Origin of the sequence: Actinokineospora enzanensis DSM 44649, from assembly GCF_000374445.1 — a bacterium.
Taxonomy (GTDB): domain Bacteria; phylum Actinomycetota; class Actinomycetes; order Mycobacteriales; family Pseudonocardiaceae; genus Actinokineospora; species Actinokineospora enzanensis.
Window position 1 is genome coordinate 258,614 of sequence record NZ_KB894406.1, and the last position, 19,738, is coordinate 278,351.

21 protein-coding genes are annotated in these 19,738 nt (G+C 71.1%); 14 read left to right on the plus strand and 7 right to left on the minus strand.

Annotation, left to right across the window (positions count from 1 at the left end; genetic code table 11):
- Window positions 1-109 precede the first annotated feature (109 nt).
- The 4 genes from C503_RS0108105 to C503_RS0108120 form a co-directional block, all read right to left on the minus strand.
- The gene (locus C503_RS0108105; RefSeq protein WP_018681687.1) at window positions 110-400 is read right to left on the minus strand and encodes a hypothetical protein; all 291 of its coding nucleotides are present in this window, start codon (window positions 398-400) and stop codon (window positions 110-112) included.
- A gap of 132 nt (window positions 401-532) precedes the next feature.
- The gene (locus tag C503_RS0108110; protein WP_018681688.1) at window positions 533-1,336 is read right to left on the minus strand and encodes a class I SAM-dependent methyltransferase; all 804 of its coding nucleotides are present in this window, start codon (window positions 1,334-1,336) and stop codon (window positions 533-535) included.
- Window positions 1,333-2,523 (minus strand): nucleotide disphospho-sugar-binding domain-containing protein, encoded by a 1,191-nt coding sequence (locus tag C503_RS0108115; RefSeq protein ID WP_018681689.1) that lies wholly within the window; start codon window positions 2,521-2,523, stop codon window positions 1,333-1,335. The genes C503_RS0108110 and C503_RS0108115 overlap by 4 nt, the downstream gene beginning before the upstream one ends.
- A gap of 30 nt (window positions 2,524-2,553) precedes the next feature.
- Window positions 2,554-4,164, minus strand: a complete 1,611-nt coding sequence (locus tag C503_RS0108120) for an FAD-dependent monooxygenase (RefSeq protein WP_018681690.1) — start codon at window positions 4,162-4,164, stop codon at window positions 2,554-2,556.
- 358 nt (window positions 4,165-4,522) lie between these two features.
- On the opposite strand from C503_RS0108120, the gene C503_RS0108125 reads away from it, so the two are divergent.
- From C503_RS0108125 to C503_RS0108170, 10 genes are read left to right on the plus strand one after another with little or no spacing between them, the layout of a single operon-like run.
- Window positions 4,523-4,846 carry a TcmI family type II polyketide cyclase gene (locus C503_RS0108125; protein ID WP_018681691.1) on the plus strand — a complete coding sequence of 108 codons (324 nt, stop codon included), beginning with the start codon at window positions 4,523-4,525 and terminating at the stop codon, window positions 4,844-4,846.
- Window positions 4,843-5,262, plus strand: a complete 420-nt coding sequence (locus tag C503_RS0108130) for a cupin domain-containing protein (protein ID WP_018681692.1) — start codon at window positions 4,843-4,845, stop codon at window positions 5,260-5,262. Before C503_RS0108125 ends, C503_RS0108130 begins: the two co-directional genes overlap by 4 nt.
- A 3-nt stretch (window positions 5,263-5,265) precedes the next feature.
- On the plus strand, window positions 5,266-6,519 hold the full coding sequence (locus C503_RS0108135) for a beta-ketoacyl-[acyl-carrier-protein] synthase family protein (protein WP_018681693.1): 1,254 nt from the start codon (window positions 5,266-5,268) through the stop codon (window positions 6,517-6,519).
- 13 nt (window positions 6,520-6,532) lie between these two features.
- Window positions 6,533-7,762: a ketosynthase chain-length factor gene (locus C503_RS0108140; protein WP_018681694.1), complete on the plus strand. Its 1,230-nt coding sequence runs from the start codon at window positions 6,533-6,535 to the stop codon at window positions 7,760-7,762.
- A gap of 1 nt (window position 7,763) precedes the next feature.
- Window positions 7,764-8,048, plus strand: coding sequence for an acyl carrier protein (locus C503_RS0108145; RefSeq protein WP_018681695.1), 285 nt, complete (start codon window positions 7,764-7,766; stop codon window positions 8,046-8,048).
- Window positions 8,032-8,484: an SRPBCC family protein gene (locus C503_RS0108150; RefSeq protein ID WP_018681696.1), complete on the plus strand. Its 453-nt coding sequence runs from the start codon at window positions 8,032-8,034 to the stop codon at window positions 8,482-8,484. The genes C503_RS0108145 and C503_RS0108150 overlap by 17 nt, the downstream gene beginning before the upstream one ends.
- A 15-nt stretch (window positions 8,485-8,499) precedes the next feature.
- Window positions 8,500-8,970, plus strand: a complete 471-nt coding sequence (locus C503_RS0108155; RefSeq protein ID WP_018681697.1) for an anthrone oxygenase family protein — start codon at window positions 8,500-8,502, stop codon at window positions 8,968-8,970.
- 53 nt (window positions 8,971-9,023) lie between these two features.
- Window positions 9,024-9,776 (plus strand): SDR family NAD(P)-dependent oxidoreductase, encoded by a 753-nt coding sequence (locus C503_RS0108160; RefSeq protein ID WP_018681698.1) that lies wholly within the window; start codon window positions 9,024-9,026, stop codon window positions 9,774-9,776.
- The gene (locus tag C503_RS0108165) at window positions 9,773-10,087 is read left to right on the plus strand and encodes an antibiotic biosynthesis monooxygenase family protein (RefSeq protein WP_018681699.1); all 315 of its coding nucleotides are present in this window, start codon (window positions 9,773-9,775) and stop codon (window positions 10,085-10,087) included. Before C503_RS0108160 ends, C503_RS0108165 begins: the two co-directional genes overlap by 4 nt.
- 3 nt (window positions 10,088-10,090) lie before the next feature.
- A complete protein-coding gene (locus tag C503_RS0108170) occupies window positions 10,091-10,393 on the plus strand; it encodes an antibiotic biosynthesis monooxygenase family protein (RefSeq protein ID WP_018681700.1) in 303 nt (100 codons plus the stop codon).
- Between the two features lie 54 nt (window positions 10,394-10,447).
- Here the strand turns inward: C503_RS0108170 and C503_RS0108175 are convergent, their stop codons facing one another.
- From C503_RS0108175 to C503_RS38580, 3 genes are read right to left on the minus strand one after another with little or no spacing between them, the layout of a single operon-like run.
- Window positions 10,448-11,440: a methyltransferase gene (locus tag C503_RS0108175; protein WP_018681701.1), complete on the minus strand. Its 993-nt coding sequence runs from the start codon at window positions 11,438-11,440 to the stop codon at window positions 10,448-10,450.
- A 31-nt stretch (window positions 11,441-11,471) separates the two neighbouring features.
- The gene (locus C503_RS0108180; protein WP_018681702.1) at window positions 11,472-12,209 is read right to left on the minus strand and encodes a class I SAM-dependent methyltransferase; all 738 of its coding nucleotides are present in this window, start codon (window positions 12,207-12,209) and stop codon (window positions 11,472-11,474) included.
- Between the two features lie 23 nt (window positions 12,210-12,232).
- The gene (locus C503_RS38580) at window positions 12,233-13,165 is read right to left on the minus strand and encodes an NAD-dependent epimerase/dehydratase family protein (protein WP_156893059.1); all 933 of its coding nucleotides are present in this window, start codon (window positions 13,163-13,165) and stop codon (window positions 12,233-12,235) included.
- 144 nt (window positions 13,166-13,309) lie between these two features.
- Here C503_RS38580 and C503_RS0108190 point away from each other — a divergent pair, with 144 nt between their 5' ends.
- The 4 genes from C503_RS0108190 (at window position 13,310) to C503_RS38595 (ending at window position 19,687) form a co-directional block, all read left to right on the plus strand.
- Window positions 13,310-14,362 (plus strand): NAD-dependent epimerase/dehydratase family protein, encoded by a 1,053-nt coding sequence (locus tag C503_RS0108190; protein ID WP_018681704.1) that lies wholly within the window; start codon window positions 13,310-13,312, stop codon window positions 14,360-14,362.
- 173 nt (window positions 14,363-14,535) lie between these two features.
- Complete coding sequence (locus C503_RS38585) at window positions 14,536-15,000, plus strand: YbaB/EbfC family nucleoid-associated protein (RefSeq protein WP_018681705.1); 465 nt, start codon at window positions 14,536-14,538, stop codon at window positions 14,998-15,000.
- Window positions 15,001-15,005: 5 nt separating this feature from the next.
- Window positions 15,006-15,320, plus strand: a complete 315-nt coding sequence (locus C503_RS38590; protein WP_018681706.1) for a type VII secretion target — start codon at window positions 15,006-15,008, stop codon at window positions 15,318-15,320.
- Window positions 15,320-19,687: an RHS repeat-associated core domain-containing protein gene (locus tag C503_RS38595; RefSeq protein ID WP_051114770.1), complete on the plus strand. Its 4,368-nt coding sequence runs from the start codon at window positions 15,320-15,322 to the stop codon at window positions 19,685-19,687. The genes C503_RS38590 and C503_RS38595 overlap by 1 nt, the downstream gene beginning before the upstream one ends.
- Window positions 19,688-19,738 lie beyond the last annotated feature (51 nt).

Sequence of the window (19,738 nt, forward strand, 5' to 3'; positions counted from 1 at the left end):
TCGTGACACTGACGTCGTGATACTGATGCCGTGATACTGATGCCGTGACGCGGAACGGCCCGCGTTCGCCTGTCTCCCAGGCGAACGCGGGCCGCCGCCGCGATCGGTCTCAGCCTGCCGGGTCGACGTCCAGGCTCACCGAACCGCCCTCGATGCGGGACAGCCGCAGGGTCTTCCCGGCCACGCTCACCGTCTCGCCCTCGCGCAGCACGAACTCGGCGCCGGTGTCGGTGATCGTCACCGTGTGGTCGGATATATGTCCGATGTGGACGCTGTGGCCGCCAAGGGTGATCGTGTCGTCGCCCTTGACGAGCAGGTGGCAGGTCCCGTTCTTGCACTCGGCGCTGACCGAGTCGCACCCGGCCAGCACGGCCGAGACGAGTACGGCAGACGCGAGCATTTCGAAGGCTTTGCTGTTTCGACCGGTTCGGCTGATTCGACGCACGACAACCCCAGGAAGGTAGGAATGGGAAAGGGTCTGGCGATACCTCGATCATATCGCCGGACCCCGCCCCGGTAAACACCGATCAGGTCACGCCACGGGCTTCTCCAGCACCAAGGCCTGCGACACCGCCGGGTAGTTGCCGATGAAGATCTCGTCCAGCCGGTCGACGAGCGCGTCCCGGTCGAACTCCGGGAAGCCGAACAGCTCGGCGCGGTCGCCGTGCACCAGTTCCAGCCCGGTCGCCGCGACCAGTTCGCGCACGTCGATGTTCGTCCCCCAGTGGTTGGAGTCCAGCACCCCGAACGGCTTGAGGTCCAGGAACAGGTCGATGGTCAGCACGCACCGCCCGCCGGGCGCGAGCAGCTCTTCCGCCCGCTTCAACACCCCCTGCCCCTCGGCCAGGTCCACGTGTTCGAGCACGGAAAGGCAGAAGACCCGGTCGAACGAACCGGCCTGCAGCGGCGCGTCCTGCAACCGCGCGGGCACGAGCCGGACGTCGGTGTCGAACTCGACGTTGAGCAGGTCGATGTTCTCCTGCGAGAGCGACCAGCTGTTGCCGGGCACGAATGTCCAGTTGACCGAGGTGGCCGGGTCGACGTTGAACACCTCGCAGCCATTCCTGGCGAGCACGAACTGGAAACCGCTCAATCCGCCGCCCACCTCGATGACCCGCATTCCCGGCCGGATCTCCGCGGCGTGGAAGGCCCAGGGGTATTCGAATGTCCGGGTGAGACTGTTCACCTGGAACGCGAAGGGACCGAACTCCGCGCGCCCGTCGGCGTCCAGCCGGTCCTGGATGGACAGTTGCTGCGCTGCCGCGTGCCCGTACGGCGCGCCCCATTCGGTGTTGAACGCCGTGTACTCGGCGGGCAGTTCCCGGCGACCGATCATGTCTGCTCCCTGTCTGTGACGAGGCGGGCCAGCACCCCCGCGACGTGCGCGGGCGTCGGCTGGGCGGCGTTGCGGTCGGCGATCCCGGCGGTCGCGGCGCGGTAGGCGGGATCGGTCAGCACCTTGTCGAGCGACTCGACGAGCAGGTCCGGGCCCAGGTCCTGCTGTTCCAGATAGAGCCCGGCCCCGCCGGTCGCGATCCGCTCGGCGTTCATGAACTGGTCGCCCATGGTGGGCACGATGATCTGCGGGGTCCCGGTGGTGACGGCGGTCAGCGTGGTCCCGGCGCCGCCCTGGTGCACCACGGCGGAACAGTGCCGCAACACCGCGTGCAACGGCAGGGACTCCGCGACGCGGACACCCTCCGGCAGCTCGCCGAGCCGTGCCCGGTGCGAGTCGAGGATGGCCAGCACCACCTCGGCGTCGGTCCGCGCGGCCGCCGCCAACGCCTGCTCGGCGAGGGCCAGGCTGCCGGTGATCGCGGGCATCGACGTACCCCAGGTGACGCACACGCGCGGCCGTTCCGGTTCGGCGAGCAGCCAGTCCGGGAGCACGGCGGAACCGTTGTAGGGCACATACCGCATGGGCTGGATGGGCGCGCCGCGGTCCACCACGTCGAACGGCAGTTGCAGGTCGGGCGGGCACGGGTCGACCACGAGGTCCTGGAGCGTGCCGACCTCGTCGAGCCCGAACCGCCGCCACAGCGGGCGCAGCACCTCGGCCTCCATGGCCTGGAACGTGGCCACCGAGTCCACCCCCCAGGTGTGCCGCACCGCGGGCACCCCGAGCAACTCGGCGGCCAGCGCCCCCGCGTAGGCGATCGGCTCGTACACCACGAGGTCCGGCCGCCACGCCCGCGCGTACGAGACCAGGTCGTCGGCCATGGCCTCGGCGATCGTGCGGAACCTGGTCAGCGCGAGCGCGGCGGTCTGTTCCTTCGCGTCCCGGAACTGCCGCATCGATCCGCTCGCCCGCGGCCCGCTGTCGATGTCCCGCCGCGCCAGCGCTCCCATGTCCACGTCCTGCCCGGTCACCACCGGCGACAGCCCGGTCTCCGCCACCACCCCGGCCAGCGACGGCTGGCAAGCCACTCGGACGTCGTGGCCGTCGTTGGCCAGCGCCCAGGCGAGCGGCACGAGCGGGTAGTAGTGCGAGCGCCAGGCGAACGTCGCGAAAAGCACGCGCATGGAACTGTTTCCCTCCAACCGGATCCGGGGTCAGTGCCCGACCGCGCGGGCGAGGACGTCGGCCAGCACGGTGTCCGGGTCGTCGACCGCCGCCGGGGCGCGCCAGGCCACGAACCCGTCCGGGCGGACCAGGACCGCACCCGTCGGACCGATGCCGTAGACCGACGTCCAGTCCACGTCCCGGGACACGGCCTCGTCGACAACCCCATTGACAACCCCGTCGACAACCTCGGTGCGCAACGGGACCGACAGGTGTTTCGCGGCCCGCTCGGCCGCGTCCGCCCATGCCGTCCCGGCGAGCCCGGTGAGCAGCACGAAGTCGGACCAGAACAGGTCGACGGTGGAGATCTCCACGCCGTCCCGCCGCAACCACAGGTGCGGGGCGCGCGTGCCGGGCGACCCGTCGAGCCGCAGGTCCGGCCGCAGCACCGCGGCCTCGGCCGGTCCACCGGGCACGGCGGCCGACGAGTAGCGGTAGCCCAGCGTGATGATGACGTCGTCCACCATCGCCGCGCGGTCCTCGTCCGTTGCGTGCCCGTGCCGGATCCGGTTGCGCACCATGGCCTGTTCCGACATGGCGGCCCCCACTCGGCGGCGCTCGGCGTCGTAGGTGTCCAGCAACCGGTCCGACGCCCACCCCGACAGCACCGCGGCCAGCTTCCAGGCCAGGTTGTGCGCGTCGTGGATCCCGGTGTTCGCGCCGAACCCGCCCGCGGGCGGGTGCACGTGCGCGGCGTCACCGGCCAGGAACACCCGGCCGTCCCGGAACCGTTCCGCGACCCGTTGCGCGCCCTCCCACGGCACCTTCGCGATGATCTCCACGTCCAGGTCGCGCCCGGACACCGACCGGATGATCTCCACGCACCGCTCGTCGGTGAAGTCCTCGGGCGACTCGCCCCGCTCCGGGTGGTAGATCGGCGCCGCCAGCCACGGGTCCCGGCCGTGCAGGCGGGACAGGCCCACCATCGTGCCGAGCGCGGTCGCGTAGCAGAGGATGAACTTGCGTCCCTTGAGCACGGTCTCCAGCTCCGGCGCGCGGAAGTACACGCTCAACGCGTGGAACACGGTGCCCCGACCGGTCCGTCGCACGCCCAGCCGTTCCCGGATCGCGCTCCGGGCCCCGTCCGCCCCCACGAGGTAGTCCGCGTGCACGGTGTGTCGCACGCCTTCCCGCTCCACGACCGCGGTGACCCCGTCCGCGTTCTGGGTGAACTCGACCAGCTTCGAGTCGAACCACACGCGCGCGCCGAACTCCCGCGCCTTGTCCACCAGCACGCGCTCGTACCGGTCCTGCCCGCACCCCATCACCCGCTCCGGGCTGACCGTCGGCCCGTCCAGCGTCGGCGCCTCCAGCGTCACGGCGTCGTCGATCTCCGCGAAGGTGCCGACGCGCAGGATCCCGCCCTCGAAGTACGGGTGCGAGTCGCCCATCTCCAGTGCCCGGATGTCCCGACCGATCCCGGCCGCCCGGAACAGTTCCATCGTCCTGGCCTGCAACCCCGGCGCGCGGGGCAGCGTCGAGGTGGCGCCCCGCCGCTCGACCAGCAGGGCGGGCACCCCGTGGCGGGCCAGGAACACCGCGGTGGACAGGCCGACGGGGCCGCCGCCTGCGATCAGGACGGGCACGCGCTCAGTGCTCATCGGACATCCTCGGGGTCGGGGGCGGGTCGCCGGTCAGCCTGCGCACCCCCACTCGGAGCCCGGTCGAGGACGGGGCAGTGTTGATTTCTCCCGCCGCCCACCCCCTCGTCCCCGCCCGGCATCGTCCCCGGCCTGGCGACCACACCGCCACCATGGCAACGGGAATGAGCCACCCACGCCTTGACATCCCGGCACTGCGGACCTTTCATGGAGGGGAACTCTCCCGCCCTGAGATGTCCGGTGTGCCGAAATGTCCACTGTGGAATGCAGTGGACGGTCGGTGGGGGCGGTTTCGAGCGCCCTTCCACCGGTCGTGGCCACCCTGGGGATGCACGTTCGTCTCCCCAGGGGGTTCTCCATGGAACACCGGACCTTGATCGTGGCCAGGATGGACGCGGGCGACGCGGACGCGGTGGCCGATGTGTTCGCCCGCTCCGACGCCACCGAGCTGCCGCACCTCGTCGGCGTCTCCCGCCGCACCCTGTTCCGTTACTACGACCTGTACTTCCACCTCGTCGAGGCCGACCGGGACGTGGCAGGCCAGGTCGACCAGGCCCGCACGCACCCGTTGTTCCGGGAGGTCGACCAGCAGCTGCGGCCGTTCATCCAGCCGTACTCGCCGGACTGGCGCAGCCCCCGCGACGCGATGGCGCGGTCCTTCTACACCTGGAGCGCGCGATGACCGAGGCGCGCGCGTGGAAGGTGGCCGCGGCCGACATCGCGCCGAACCGGCGTCGCGGCGGCGACCTGCGGGTCGCGCTCAGCCCGCGCACGGTCGGCGCCACCTCCGGCTTCGGCGGCGTGCTGTGGCTGGCGCCCGGCGAGTTCGTCGCCGAGCACTACCACCCGTACTCCGAGGAGTTCCTGCACGTCGTGCACGGCGACCTGGTGGTGGCCCTGGACGGCGAGCCGGTCCCGCTCGGGCCGGGCGACTCGCTGCTGGTGCCGATCGGGGTGCGACACCGGGTGACCAACGTCGGCCCGGACCGGGCGCACGCGGTCTTCCACCTGTCGCCGCTGGCGCCGCGGCCGGACCTCGGCCATGTGGACACCGAGGCGCTGCCCGCGCCGGACGACCCGAATCCGGCGGTGGGCTGAGCCATGGCGCGCAAGGCCGTGATCACCGGGATCGGCGTGGTCGCGCCCGGCGGCCCGGACCGGGAGTCCTTCTGGGACCTGCTGGTCGCGGGCCGCACCGCGACCCGCGGCATCACCCTGTTCGACCCGGCGGGCCACCGGTCCCGGATCGCCGCCGAGGTCGACTTCGACCCGCTGGCGGCCGGACTGACCACGCGGCAGGTGCGGCGGATGGACCGGGCCGCGCAGTTCGCCGTGGTGAGTACGCGCGAGGCGGTGGCGGACAGCGGGCTCGAACTGTCCACACTGGACCCGTCGCGGATCGCGGTGTCGGTCGGCAGCGCGATCGGCTGCACCTCCGGGCTGGAGGAGGAGTTCGAGGTGCTCTCCGACGACGGCAGGCAGTGGCTGCTCGACCACACCTACGGCGTGCCGCACCTCTACGGCTACATGGTGCCCAGCACGCTCGCCGTCGAGGTGGCCAGGGACGTGGCCGCCGAGGGCCCGGTCGTGCTGGTGTCCACCGGCTGCACCTCCGGCCTGGACGCCATCGGCCACGCGGCGCGGCTGATCGAGGAGGGCACCGCGGACGTGGCCGTCACCGGGGCCACCGACGCGCCGGTGTCGCCGATCGCGCTGGCCTGCTTCGACGCCATCAAGGCCACCTCACCCAACAACGACGACCCAGGGCACGCCTCCCGCCCGTTCGACGCCCGGCGGGACGGGTTCGTGCTGGGAGAGGGGTCCGCCGTGCTGGTGCTGGAGGAGGCCGGGGCCGCCCGTCGCCGGGGTGCCCGGATCTACGCCGAGGTCGGCGGGTTCGCCGGGCGCAGCAACGCCTTCCACATGACCGGCCTGCGTCCCGACGGCCGGGAGATGGCCGAGGCGATCGACGCCGCCCTCGCCATGGCGCGCCGGGACGGAACGGGAATCGACTACATCAACGCGCACGGTTCCGGGACGAAACAGAACGACCGGCACGAGACCGCCGCCTTCAAGCGCAGTCTCGGCGCGCACGCCTACCGGGTGCCGGTCAGCTCGATCAAGTCCATGATCGGCCACTCGCTCGGCGCGATCGGCTCGATCGAGGTGGCCGCCTGCGCGCTCGCGCTACAGCGGCAGGTGGTGCCGCCCACGGCGAACCTGGCCGAGCCCGATCCCGAGTGCGACCTGGACTACGTGCCGGTGACCGCGCGGGTGCACCGGATGTCCGGCGTGCTCTGCGTCGGCAGCGGGTTCGGCGGCTTCCAGAGCGCGATGGTCCTGACCAGGGTCTGAGAGTGGGGAACAGATGAGCGCTGTGCACGCGGCCCCGCGGGCCGTCGTGGCCGGTGTCGGCGTGGTCGCGCCGACCGGTGTCACCGCCGACGAGCACTGGCAGGCGGTGTTGGCAGGCAAGAGCGGCATCGACCGGATCAGCCGGTTCGACCCGTCCGGCTATCCCGTCCGGCTGGCGGGCGAGGTGTCCGGGTACCCGATCGAGGAACGCGTCCCGGCCAGGCTGATCGCGCAGACCGACCGGTACACGCAGCTCGGCCTGGCCGCCGCGGCGGACGCGCTGGCCGACGCCGGGGTGGATCCCGCCCGGGTGCCGGAGTATCGGATGGCGGTGGTGACGGCCAGCTCCTCCGGCGGCTGCGAGTTCGGTCAACGCGAGATGCAGAGCCTGCACGCCAAGGACCCGAGCTGGGTGGGCGTCTACCAGTCGATCGCCTGGTTCTACGCGGCCACCACCGGCCAGGTCTCCATCCGGCACGGCATGCGCGGCCCGAGCGGGGTGCTCTGCGCCGAGCAGGCGGGCGGCCTGGACGCGCTCGGTCAGGCCCGGCGGCTGATCCGCGACGGCCTCGGTCTGGTGGTGACCGGCGGCACCGACGCCTCGCTGAGCCCGTACGGGTTCGTCGCCCAGCTGGCCACCGGTCGACTATCCACAGTGGAGGACCCACGCCGGGCCTACCTGCCGTTCGACGAACAGGCCTCCGGCCACCTGCCCGGCGAGGGCGGGGCGATCCTGGTGCTACGGCCGGAACAGGACTGCCCCGACCACCTCGGCGTCGTGCTCGGCTACGCCGCCGGTTTCGACCCGCCGCCGGGCAGCGACCGCCCGCCCGCGGTGCGCCGCACCATCGAACTCGCCCTGCGCGACGCGGGCGTGACACCGGCCGAGGTGGACGTGGTGTTCGCCGACGCGGCAGGCATCCCCGCCGAGGATCTCGCCGAGGCGCGCGCCATCGGCGAGGTCTTCGGGCCGGGCGCGGTCCCGGTCACCGCCCCCAAGACGCTGACCGGACGGCTCTACGGCGGCGCGGCCCCGCTCGACGTGGTCACCGCGCTGCTGGCCCTGCGCGAGGGGACCATCCCGCACACCGTCGGGCCGACTCGCCTCGCGCACGGCTGCGACATCGACCTGGTGCTCGGACAGCCCAGGCACCGCCCCATGGACACCGCCCTGGTCCTCGCGCGGGGCTACGGCGGTTTCACCGCCGCGCTGGTCGTGGGGCGCGGAACGAGAGGAGCATGACGTGACGACCAAGGAGTTCACCCTCGACGAGCTGGCGGAGATCCTCCGCACCGGCTCGGGCGCCGACGACTCGGCGCCGCTGGACGTGAGCACCGCGCACACCGAGTTCACCGAGCTGGGCTACGACTCGCTGGCCCTGCTGGACCTCACCAGCCACGTGCAGCGCCGCTACGGCGTGGTGATCCCGGACGACGCGGTGGAGGACATGCCGACCCCCGCGGTCGCGGTCCGCTACATCAACGACCGGCTCGCCGCCGCCAGGGGGACCGATGTCCGGGCACACTGACAACTCCGTGCTGATCGACGCGCCGCTGGACCTGGTCTGGCGGATGACCAACGACGTGGCGTCCTGGCCGGGGCTGTTCAGCGAATACGCCGCCACCGAGGTGCTCGACCGGCGCGGCGACACCGTGCTGTTCCGGATCACCATGCACCCCGACGAGCAGGGCCGGACCTGGAGCTGGGTGTCCGAACGCACCCAGGATCGGGCCGCCGGGTCGGTACGCGCGCACCGGGTGGAGACCGGGCCGTTCAAATACATGTCGTTGTTCTGGGAGTACGAGGAGACCGAGCGCGGGGTGGTGCTGCGCTGGGTGCAGGACTTCGAGATGAAGCCGACCGCGCCGGTGACCACGGTGGACATGGTGGCGCGGATCAACCGCAACTCGGCGGTGCAACAGAAGCTGATCAAGGAACGGGTCGAGGCCGCGGCCCGCGGCTGACCGGGAGGGAGTCCCATGCTGCTGGCTGTGCTGGCCCCGTTGGTGCTGGTGGCCAACGGTCTCGCCGCCGGGGTGCTGGTGGGCACGCAACTGGGCAACTGGCCGCTGCTGGCTTCGCTGCCCGCCGACCGCTACGTGTCCACACACGCGTTCTTCGCCACCCGGTACGACCCGTTCATGCCCGCCTGCCTGGTCCTCACCGCGGTCGGCGACGGCGTGCTCGCCGTGTTCGCCGAGCAGCAGGCGCTGTTCCACCTGTGGCTGGGGGCCGCGTTGCTGGCGGTCAAGACCCTGGTGGTGTCGCTGACCAAGAACGTGCCGGTGAACCGGTGGGTGCGCACGGTCGACCCGGACGACCTGCCCGCCGACTTCGCCGAACGCGACCCGCGGCCGGGTTGGGGTAGATGGAACCGGGTGCGCACCGTGCTGACGGTGCTCGCGCTGCTGGCCAACTGCGCGGCCATCGGGATCGTGACTGTCCCATGAGAACTGTCCAGTGAGAACTGACCGCTGACCTGCTGAAGAGACAGGAGTACACGATGGATCTCGGCCTGAAAGGGCGCAAGGCGTTGGTGACCGGGGGATCCCGCGGCATCGGCCGGGGCGTGGTGACCGCGCTCGCGGCCGCGGGCGTCGACGTGGTCACCTGCTACCGGCAGGACAGCGCGGCGGTCGACTCGCTGCGGCACGAACTGAAGGAGACCGGCGGACAGCACCACGTGCTGCGCGCCGACCTGGCCAGGCCCGAGCAGATCACCGAGCTGCTGGCCGAGACCCGGGACCGGTTGGGCGGCCTCGACCTGGTGGTGAACAACGCGGGCGCGATCAGCCACGTCCCCTATGCCGAACTGTCCATCGAGGACTGGCACCGGGTGGTCGACACCAACCTGACCGCAGCGCACCTGGTGATCCAGGGCGCGCTGCCGTTGCTCGGCCCGGGTTCCTCGGTGGTCAACATCGGGTCCAAGTCCAGCGAGGTCGGCATCCCGCTGCGGGCGCACTACACCGCCACCAAGGCCGCGCTGCGCGGCCTGACCCGGTCGCTGGCCAAGGAGTTCGGCGACCGGGACATCCGGTTCAACGTGCTCGCGCTGGGCGTGATCGAGACCGAGGCGTTCGACGAGATGCCCGCCGACCGGCGCGCCGTCCTGCTCGACCGCTACCGGGGCAAGACCGCGCTCGGCAGGCTCGGCACCCCGGCCGAGGTCGCGGGTGCCGTGCTGTTCCTGGCCAGCGACCTGTCCCGGTACGTCACCGGCGCGACCATCCACGTGGACGGGGGTATCTCATGAGCGAGGTGTTCCGGGTGCAGCTGCGGATGCAGATCAAGCCCGGCATGGAGGCGGGGTTCGAGCGGGTGTGGGCCGAGGTCGGCCGGTCGGTCACCGGCCATCCGGCCAACCTGGGCCAGTGGCTGGCCCGCAGCGCCGAGGAGGACGGCGTCTACTACATCACCAGCGACTGGGCGGACGAGCCGCGGTTCCGGGAGTTCGAACGCAGCGCCGGGCACCTCGCGCACCGGGAGAAGCTGCACCCGTACCGCAGCGGCGGCTCCATGCAGACCATGCACGTCGTCGTGCACATGCCCGCGGGCGGGGAGTGACCGGTGGCCGGGGAACTCCGCGTGCACGTCTACCTGACCACGACCGATCCCGCCGCGGTGACCGACGCCTACCACACGGTGAGCAGGCGCCTGGCGGGCGTGCCGGGCCTGCTGGGCAACGAGCTGCTGCGCTCCACCGTCGACCCGACGGCGTTCGCGGTGGTCAGCCGCTGGTCCGGGCAGGCCGCGTTCCGGGAGTGGGAGCAGGGCCCGGGACACCGGGACGCCACCGCGCCGTTGCGGCCGTTCCAGGACCACCGGCACGGCAGCCCGTTCGGCGTGTTCCTGGTCGACGCGAGCTACTGACGGAACGAAACGGGACCCGGCGGGAGAAATCCCGCCGGGTCCCGTTTCGTTCCGCTACTTGATGCCGACCAGCAGGGTGTCCGTCTCACCCAGCTGCCGGGCATCGCCCACCCGGAACCCGGCCTCTTCGAGCCAGGACCGGTACTCGCCGGGCGTGTACTCGGCGCCGCCCTCGGTGGTGAGCATCATGGACAGGCTCACCACCAGGTTGGTCAGGTCGGTCAGCCCGTCGTCCACCATCCGGTCGTAGACCACCAGCACGCCGCCGGGCTCAAGCGCGGCGTACGCCTTGCGCACGATGGCCCGGCACTGTTCCGGCGCCCAGTCGTGCAGCACGTGCCCGACCACGATGACCTCCGCGGCGGGCAGGTCGTCCCGGAAGAAGTCGCCGCCGTGGAACGCGACCCGGTCGGTCAGCCCGAGCGCGGCCATGTGCTCGGCGAACGGCTCGGCCATCACCGGCAGGTCGAACACGCCACCGCGCAGGTGCGGGTGCGCCTTGACCAGGCCCGCGACCAGGTTGCCCCGGGCGCCGCCGAGGTCGAGCACGGACCGGTGGCCGGACCAGTCCAGGGCCTGCGCGAGCTCGGGCCCGATCAGCGTGGTCAGCGCGTCCATCATGCCGAGGAACTGCCGCAGCCTGCCCGGGTCGCGGACCATCTCCAGGTAGTCGGCCTCCGCCGTGGGACGCCCGGTACGCAGCATCTCGTCCAGCCTCCCCCACGCGGGGTAGAGCATCCGGTCGGCGCGCTCCAGGAAGCCGCCGACGTAGCTGGGGGAGTCGCGCACCAGATATCGTTCGCTGGTGGTGCTGTTGCGATAACGCTGTCCGTCCCGTTGCAACAGTCCCAGATTGACCAGGACACTGAGGAAGTCACGGACACCGCGCTCGTGCAGCCCCAGCTCGGCCTGTACCTGGCCCGCGTCGAGAGGTCCGTCGGCGAGCTTGCCGAACAGGTCGTACCGCAGGCCGGTGAGCAGGCACTTGGCCGTGCTGAAGGACATCCCGAGCCGGATGATGTCGGCCGGGCTGGTGAGGCTGGTCATGGTAGGTCTCCTCCTTTCCGCGCGCTCGGGTTCACACCTTGCAGACGAAGCCCATGAAGTACTTCTGCCTGCGCACCTCGACCACCTCGGGAAACACCGAGTGCAGGATCGCCAGCGCCTGCTCGCTGCGCACCAGTTGGGTGCGGTACGCGCCGGTCTTGAGCTTGCCCCGGGAGGCCCGGATCATCAGCGCGGTGCCGAAGAACGCCGCGGTCCGCCGCAGGTGCTCGACCGAGCCGTAGCGCTTGCGCTGGAACTCGTGGAAGTGGTCGGCGGTCCACAGGTTCCCGATCAGCGTCCCGCCCGGCCGGACGAACGCCTTGAGCCGGGTGAGCACCTCGGCCACGTCGCCGAGGTGGTGGATGGCGTCCACGCACATCACCAGGTCGGCGGTGCCCAGACCGTTGTCGGTCCAGAAGTCGCCCTGTACCAGCCGCAGGTTGTCGTGCCGGACCCGCTCGCGCGCCCGGCGCAGGCCCTCGGCGGAGATGTCCAGCGCGGTGATCTCCCGCGCCGGGGTGTGCTCGGCGGCCAGCGCGGTGAACTCGCCGGTGCCGCAGGCGAACTCCAGCACCCGCCCGGCGTCGCCGCCGTGGTCGCGCAGGAAGTCGGCGATGGTGTCCTTCTGGATCAGGAAGTCGCCGCGCAGCAGCGGGTGCTGCTCGGCGGACTCCCGGTCCCAGAAGCGTGCGGCCCAGTAGTCCTTGCCGTTGGGCGGGATGCCGGTCAGGATGGCCTTCCCGGAGTGGGCGAGCAGCTCAGCTAGCATTGTCAGCCTTTCCCGTTGTTGGTTCAGCGTGCGGAGAGCGGGCGCGCCGTGGCCCGCCAGGCCGCGGCCACCCCGTCGGGCAGCGAGGTGCGCGGCCGCCAGCCCAGCGTCCGCCCGGCCCGCCGCACGTCCAGCCAGACGTGCCCGCGGTCGAACGGCCGCCCCGGCCGCGTGCGGACCGGCAGCCGGGCGCCGACCACGTCCTGGACCACCCGCGCCAGCTCGGCCAGCGAGGTGCGTTCGCCCGAGCCGATGTTGAGCACCAGTGGGGAACCCGGCGCCACGGCCGCCCGACCGGCGGGCGAGCGCAGCAGGCACAGCGCGTCCACGACGTCGTCGACGTAGACGTAGTCCCGGGTGTTGTCCGGGTCCCCGATGAGCTGCAGCGGCTCGCCCCGCGCGGCCGCCGCCAGCCAGTAGGCCAGCACGCCCTGCCCGGTGCCGACCGCCTGGCCGGGACCGTAGACATTGGACAGTCGCAGCACGACGGCGGGCACCCGGTCGGCGTGGTCGAGCAGCTCCCGTTCGAGGGCGAGCTTGGCCGCGCCGTAGGAACCACTGGGGCGCAACGGATCCGACTCGGCGTACGGCGCGGGACAGTCCGGGTCGTACACGGTGCCACCGGAGCTGGTGAGCACCACGGTCGGCGGCTCGCGGAACCCGCTGAGCCGGTCCAGCAGGGTGCTGAACAGCCGGTGGTCGGCCGCCGCCCATTCCGGGTGCTTCTCCCCGAGCGCCGGGTTGATGCTGCTGGCCAGGTAGAACACGATGTCGGCCTGGTGCAGCGGGTGCGCCAGGTCGTCCTTGAGCAGGAACCGCGACTGCCGGGTCAGGCAGGCGGTCGCCACCTCCGCCCGCAACAGCGCCGCGGCGAGCCTGCGCCCGACGAACCCCGCCGCGCCGACCACCACGGCCCGCTGCGCGGCTGGCGCGTGTTGGAGTACCGGATTCACCATGGTGTGCACCGCCCAGTTCGGTCGACGAGTGCCGCCGAAGCTATGAGCAGCCGGTCGACGGGCCGTCCACACGCCTTCGAGCGGGCCCTGAGCGCGGCGGGACAGCCTGGTGGCCCGTTGACCCGACGACCGCGGAGTGTGCGTATGCGTGTGTTGGTGACCGGTGGCGCCGGCTTCATCGGCCGCCACGTGGTGGAGGCACTGGTGGCGCAGGGCCACCAGGTCCGGGTGCTGGACGCGCTGCTACCGGCGGTGCACCCGAGCGGCCAGGCGCCGTCCCTGCCCGACGGCGTGGAGTTCGTCGTCGGCGACCTGCGTTCCCCGGCCACCGTCGAGCGGGCGCTGGCGGGCATCGACGTGGTCAGCCACCAGGCCGCCATGGTCGGCCGCGGCCGCGAGATCCGCGACGTGGTCGAGTACGTCGGCTGCAACGATCTGGCCACCGCGACCCTGCTGGACGCCATGGTCCGCCGCGACCTGGGCAGGCTGGTCCTGGCCAGCTCGGTCGTCATCTACGGCGACAGCCGCTACGACTGCCCGGCACACGGCCGCGTCCACCCCGGCCGCCGCTCGAAGGCCGATCTGGACCACGGCCGCTTCGAACCCACCTGCGACCTGTGCGGCGCCCCGCTGACCGCCAGCCCGGTCGAGGAGGACGACCTCCTCGACCCACCCCGAAACGTCTACGCGGTGACCAAACTGTCCCAGGAACACCTCGTCGGCGCCTGGGCCCGCGAGACCGGCGCCCACGCCGTCGCCCTGCGCTACCACAACGTCTACGGCCCCCACATGCCCCACCAGAGCCCGTACTCCGGCGTCGCGGGCGTCTTCCGCACCGCCGTCGCCGACCGCGTCCCGGCCCGCGTCTACGAGGACGGCCAGTCCATTCGAGACTTCATCCACGTCCGCGACATCGCGGCGGCAAACGTCGCCGCCCTCACCTACGACTCCCCAGGCCTGCGCACCTACAACGTAGCCACCGGAACCCCACACTCCATCCTGGACGTCGCCACAGCCATCGCCACCACCGCGGGCACCCCACTCCCGATAGTCACCGGCGAATACCGAATCGGCGACGTCCGCCACATCGTGGCTTCCCCGGCCCGCATCCGCCGAGAACTCGACTGGCACTCCACGGTTTCTTTCGAGACCGGCATGCGCGAGTTCGCCACCGCCACCATGCGCGCCGCCGTCTGAATCGCCTGGCCCGGATCACCATCGAACTCCCGGAAAGGCAGCTTCCGAGCACCACTCCGCCTGCGGTGGACGTCGGGGTTCTTCACCCGATTGCACGCTTCGGGTGGAACCGCCTGAACACGGACCGGTCGTCGGGTAGGTTCGGTGCGGATGGGTGGCAAGGGGGAGGGCTCATGGTGGGTGACCCGGACGCGGAGTTGGCCGCGGTCCAGGCGATGGTCACGGACTGGGAGCACTCCGGTCGGCAGCAGTTGGCCGAGGTGCAGGAGTTGACCGGTCGGATCGCCGGGCTGAGTGCCACCGAGACGTCGGCGGACGGCGTGGTGACGGTGACCGTGGGCTCGAACGGGCTGCCCACCGACATCACCCTCGCCGACGCCGCCGGGCAGCAGTCGATGTCGGTCGTGTCCGCCACGATCATGGCGACCCTGCGCCGCGCGCAGTCCAGGATCCCGGAGCTGATGGCGCGGACAGCCGAGGATCTCGGCCTGGCCGGTGACGGCGTGGTCGCGCACATGCTGCGGACCGCGGCGGAGTCGTTCCCGGACGAACCGGACGAACCCGGTGTCGACGGCCCCCGACGCCCGCCGGGTCCCGACGACTACTCCGACAGCGATCCGCTGCGCGACCGGTGGTAGGGGCGGTGGCCGAGGACGACGGTTTCGACGTCATCACTGAGGCGTTGGCGAAGCACGCCAGGAGCCTCGACGGGGTGCGGGAGCGGCTGGGCACCGCATTGTCGGCGGCGCGCGAGGTGTCGATGGACAACGACGCGTACGGAGTGCTTGGCCGCCCGTTCGCATGGCTGTTGGACCCATTCGAGTCGCTGGGCACGGACATGATCTCCCAGGCCGAGGACACCGTCACCACGCACGCCGAGGGGATGCGCTCGGTCCAGCGCTCCTACGACGGCACCGAGGACGCGAACGCCGACGCGTTCCGCGGCGGGCCGGTCTGATGGGCAACCCGCTGGTCGCCCGGCCGGTCGACTCGACCGCCGGGTACTCCGGCATCCCGCTCGCCGAGGACGCCATGGCCACCTGCGAGGGCATCTCCTCGGGCAGCTGGCTGGAGGGCGGGCTTGGCGCGCTGGGGCTGGCCGGTGACATCACCGACACCGTCGCCAACCCGTTCGGCGCGTTGTTCGCCGCGGGCGCGGGCTGGCTGATGGAACACTTCGAGCCGCTGCGCCGGGCGCTGGACTGGCTGGCGGGCAAACCGGATGTGATCGCCGCCTATGGGCAGACCTGGGACAACGTCGCCAGGGAACTCGACGCGATCCGCGCGGACCACGAGGCCGCGGTACGCGCGGACCTCACGGGTTGGCAGGGACCGGCGGCGGACGCCTACCGGCAGACCTCCGCCGGGCTGACCGACGCGCTGACCTCGGCGTCGTCGGTAACCGACGGCCTCTCCACGGCCACCACGATCATGGGATCGCTGGTCGACATGGTCCGCTCGACCGTGCGCGACCTGATCGCCCGGCTGGTCGGGGACGCCGTGCAGTGGCTGTTGGAGGAAGCGTTCACGCTCGGCCTGGCCACCCCGGTGGTGATCGGGCAGGTCGCCGCCGCGGTGTCCAACGCGATGGCCAAGGTGTCGCGGTTGCTGGGCAAGGTGACCGACGCGATCGGCAAAGTCACCCCACTGCTCAAGAAGCTGCAGGACCTGTTCGGCAAGATCGGCGACAAGCTGCGGAAGCTGCGCTCCGAGGGCCGGGCGCACACTCCGGAGGGTGGCCGGGCGCACGTCCCCGACGAGACCCCGACGGCCCGGGGACAGGGCACGGACCCGAGCGGCGCGCACCCCGGCGACCCCGTCGACACCGCCCGCGCCCCGGGCGACCGACCGGACTGCGGCGACCCGGTCGACCCGGTCACCGGGCACGTGTTCGCCACCCAGACAGATGTCGAGCTGCCCGGGAGCCTGGACCTGGTGCTCAACCGCACCCACCTGTCGTCCTATCGGTCCGGCAGGCTGTTCGGTCCGTCCTGGGCGTCCACTCTGGACCAACGCGTGGCCGTGGGACCGCTGGGGATCCGGTATTTCACCGAGGACGCGCGGGTTCTGGAGTACCCGCATCCGGACGGCACGGACCCGGTCATGCCCGAACACGGCGTGCGCTGGCCGCTGCGCAGGACCGGCCACGGGTTCACGGTGTCCATGCCGGATGAGGGCCGCACCCTCCATTTCGGCGTGGTCGGTCCGATGTGGGCGGCGGGCGCGGATCGGCCGCTCGTCGCGATCACCACCCCGGTGGGCGGTCGGATCGACCTCGACTACACCGACGGGCAGTTGTCCGGGCTACGGCATTCCGGCGGCTACCACATCGACGTGGACACGGTCGACGGCCGGGTGACCGGACTGCACCTGCGACCCGGCACGACCGGCGACGAGTCGGTCGGGCTTGCCGGATACCGGTACGACCAAGCCGGTCATCTTGCGGAGGTCGCGGTGGTCGGGAGGTCGGCAGCCCGGTTCGGCTATGACGACGACGGCAGGCTCGTGTCATGGACCGACGGGAACGACGAGTGGTACCGCTACCACTACGACGAGAACGGCCGGTGTGACCATACCGAGGGCAAGGACGGCGCGCTCGACTCTCGGTTCCACTACGAGCCGGAACGCCGTACCACCGTCTACACCAACGCCCTCGGCCACAACACGACGTTCGAGTACAACGAACTCGGCCACGTCGTTCGGGAGACCGATCCCCGAGGTCGGACCATACTGTCTACATGGGATAGATTCGGCAACCTGCTGTCCCGGGCGGACAAGCTCGGCAGGGTCACGCGGTACATCAGGGACGAGGACGGCACGTTCCTCGGGCTGACGAGGGCCGACGGCGCGAGCGTGATCGTCGAGCGCGACGACCGAGGGCAGGTGACCCGGGTCGGCGACACCTCCGGTGGCAGTTGGCACCACGAGTACGACGACCTCGGTCGGATCACCGCCACCACGACACCCGCGGGCGCGACGACCCGGTACGGATACGGCGAGGACGGCCACATGGTGGCGGTCACCGACCCGGTGGGCGGCGTCACCAGGATCGAGCCGAACGCGGCCGGGCTGCCGATGGCAGTCACCGATCCACAGGGGTCGGTGACCCGGTACGAGCGCGACCGGTTCGGCCGGATCACCGCGACGATCGATCCGCTGGGCGGGAGCACCCGACAGGGCTGGACGGTCGGCGGCAACCCGCTGTGGCGCACGTTGCCCGACGGGAGTGCCGAGCAGTGGCGCTACGACTCCGAGGGCAACCTGGTGGCCTACATCGACGCGGTGGGCCGGACGACCCGGATGACCTCGACCAACTTCGACCGGCCCGCGACGGTCACCACGCCCGACGACGCCACGACGGTCTACGGCTACGACGCCGAGCTGCGCCTGACCAGCGTCACCAACCCACAGGGCCTTGTCTGGCATTACGAGTACGACGACGTCGGTGACCTGGTGCGGGAGACCGACTTCAACGGCCACACCACCACCTACACCTGGGACGAGGCCGGACAGCTGACCACGCGGACGAACGCCGCGGGCCAGCGCGTCGCGTTCGAGTACGACGTCCTGGGAAACGTCGTCGAGCAGCGCAGCGACGACCGCGTGACGCGGTTCGGCTACGACCCGGCGGGCAATCTCGTCCGCGCGGCCAATCCCGACACCGAGGTCGTGATCGAACGAGACGTGCTCGGCCGGGTCATCCGCGAGACCGTCGACGGTCGGGTGGTCACCAGCGAACTTGACGTGGTGGGCCGCCGGACGAGTCGGACCACGCCATCTGGCCTGGTGTCCACCTGGGAGTACGACAGCACGGACCAGGTCGTCGCCCTGCACAGCGGCGGTCGGACGGTGCGGTTCGACTACGACCTGGCAGGCCGGGAGGTCCGCAGGCAGCTACCCGGCGCGATGCTCGTGCACGAGTGGGACCCGATGCATCGGCTGCGTGCGCAGAGCCTGCGGGCCGCCGGGCGGACGGTGCAGCAGCGGGGCTGGCGCTACCGCGCGGATGGTTACGTGACCGGGGCGCGCGACTCCATGACCGGAGACCGCGAGTTCGTGCTCGACCAACTGGGCCGGGTGACTGCGGCTGGTCGCGCCGAGTCGTACGGTTACGACCGGGCGGGCAACATCACCCAGGCACAGCTGCCGGACCCGGCGGACGACCAAGCCGGTCCGCGGGCGTACACCGGGACATTGCTTCGGTCCGCGGGGCGGACTCGGTATGACTACGACGCGCAGGGCCGGGTCGTTGCCAGGCATATCCGCACGTTGTCCGGTATGCACCGGACCTGGCGGTTCACCTGGGACGCCGAGGACCGTCTGATCGAGACGGTCACACCGGACGGCCGCCGATGGCAGTACGCCTACGACCCATTCGGCCGACGCATCGGCAAACGACAACTCGACAGCAACGGCGCCGTGCTGAGCCGGGTCGATTTCGTGTGGGACGGCACCCGACTGGCCGAACAGGTGCATACCTCGGGCGGCGGTACGTGGACCACCACCTGGGACTACCACCCGGACACCGGGCACCCCATCACCCAGATCGACCAGGGTCGGCTGCGTGGCGCACCCCAGGACATCATCGACCGACGGTTCCACGCGATCGTCACCGACCTGGTCGGCACACCCACGGAACTGGTGGACCCGAGCGGGACGGTCGTCTGGCGGCACGCGACGACGTTGTGGGGCGGGCCGGTGCTGCCACCACAACGCACCGGCCCGTCATGCCCACTGCGCTTCGCCGGGCAGTACGCGGACGAGGAGACCGGCTGGCACTACAACTACTTCCGGTACTACGACCCGTCGACTGGCAGGTATACCAGCCCTGATCCGCTCGGGCTGGAGGGCGGTGAGAACCCGCACGCCTATGTGCCGAATCCGATGTACTGGACCGACCCGCTCGGCCTGTCGCTGTGTAAACGGCACGTCCCTGAATCGGCGATGGACCACATCCTCAAGGGTGAGTTCAAGAACGGCAAGACCACCGGCTACCACCACCGCGAAGGCGGCCGGGACCGCCACGGCTGGCGCACCACCAAACGCGGTGAGGCAGATGCCAACGGCGTATACCAAGGAACTGCTACCAGACGGGACTGGAACGGGAACGACTGGGTCGAGAAGCGGGCGAAAAGTACGTTCTTCCCGGACGAATGGTCGTCGGCGCAGGTGCGACATGCTGTAGAACGAGCGTTCACTGAGACCAAGGACATCAATACCAGGTCCGGGAAGTGGGCGGGAAGTCACCGTGGCATAAGGATCGAAGGTTGGTACGATCCATCAACCGGTGCGCTGAAGACCGCATTTCCTATTCGTGCCAAGTGATCGAGGGATGAGTGAGGCGGCATGGCGTCGCGCGACGTTCGAATCTGGGCG

Bases quoted from the DNA above. Each gene is read 5' to 3' on its own strand.
- C503_RS0108105 (WP_018681687.1), bottom strand. From the start codon at position 400: ATGCTCGCGTCTGCCGTACTCGTCTCGGCCGTGCTGGCCGGGTGCGAC.
- C503_RS0108110 (WP_018681688.1), bottom strand. From the start codon at position 1,336: ATGATCGGTCGCCGGGAACTGCCCGCCGAGTACACGGCGTTCAACACC.
- C503_RS0108115 (WP_018681689.1), bottom strand. From the start codon at position 2,523: ATGCGCGTGCTTTTCGCGACGTTCGCCTGGCGCTCGCACTACTACCCG.
- C503_RS0108120 (WP_018681690.1), bottom strand. From the start codon at position 4,164: ATGAGCACTGAGCGCGTGCCCGTCCTGATCGCAGGCGGCGGCCCCGTC.
- C503_RS0108125 (WP_018681691.1), top strand. From the start codon at position 4,523: ATGGAACACCGGACCTTGATCGTGGCCAGGATGGACGCGGGCGACGCG.
- C503_RS0108130 (WP_018681692.1), top strand. From the start codon at position 4,843: ATGACCGAGGCGCGCGCGTGGAAGGTGGCCGCGGCCGACATCGCGCCG.
- C503_RS0108135 (WP_018681693.1), top strand. From the start codon at position 5,266: ATGGCGCGCAAGGCCGTGATCACCGGGATCGGCGTGGTCGCGCCCGGC.
- C503_RS0108140 (WP_018681694.1), top strand. From the start codon at position 6,533: ATGAGCGCTGTGCACGCGGCCCCGCGGGCCGTCGTGGCCGGTGTCGGC.
- C503_RS0108150 (WP_018681696.1), top strand. From the start codon at position 8,032: ATGTCCGGGCACACTGACAACTCCGTGCTGATCGACGCGCCGCTGGAC.
- C503_RS0108155 (WP_018681697.1), top strand. From the start codon at position 8,500: ATGCTGCTGGCTGTGCTGGCCCCGTTGGTGCTGGTGGCCAACGGTCTC.
- C503_RS0108160 (WP_018681698.1), top strand. From the start codon at position 9,024: ATGGATCTCGGCCTGAAAGGGCGCAAGGCGTTGGTGACCGGGGGATCC.
- C503_RS0108165 (WP_018681699.1), top strand. From the start codon at position 9,773: ATGAGCGAGGTGTTCCGGGTGCAGCTGCGGATGCAGATCAAGCCCGGC.
- C503_RS0108175 (WP_018681701.1), bottom strand. From the start codon at position 11,440: ATGACCAGCCTCACCAGCCCGGCCGACATCATCCGGCTCGGGATGTCC.
- C503_RS0108180 (WP_018681702.1), bottom strand. From the start codon at position 12,209: ATGCTAGCTGAGCTGCTCGCCCACTCCGGGAAGGCCATCCTGACCGGC.
- C503_RS38580 (WP_156893059.1), bottom strand. From the start codon at position 13,165: ATGGTGAATCCGGTACTCCAACACGCGCCAGCCGCGCAGCGGGCCGTG.
- C503_RS0108190 (WP_018681704.1), top strand. From the start codon at position 13,310: ATGCGTGTGTTGGTGACCGGTGGCGCCGGCTTCATCGGCCGCCACGTG.
- C503_RS38585 (WP_018681705.1), top strand. From the start codon at position 14,536: ATGGTGGGTGACCCGGACGCGGAGTTGGCCGCGGTCCAGGCGATGGTC.
- C503_RS38595 (WP_051114770.1), top strand. From the start codon at position 15,320: ATGGGCAACCCGCTGGTCGCCCGGCCGGTCGACTCGACCGCCGGGTAC.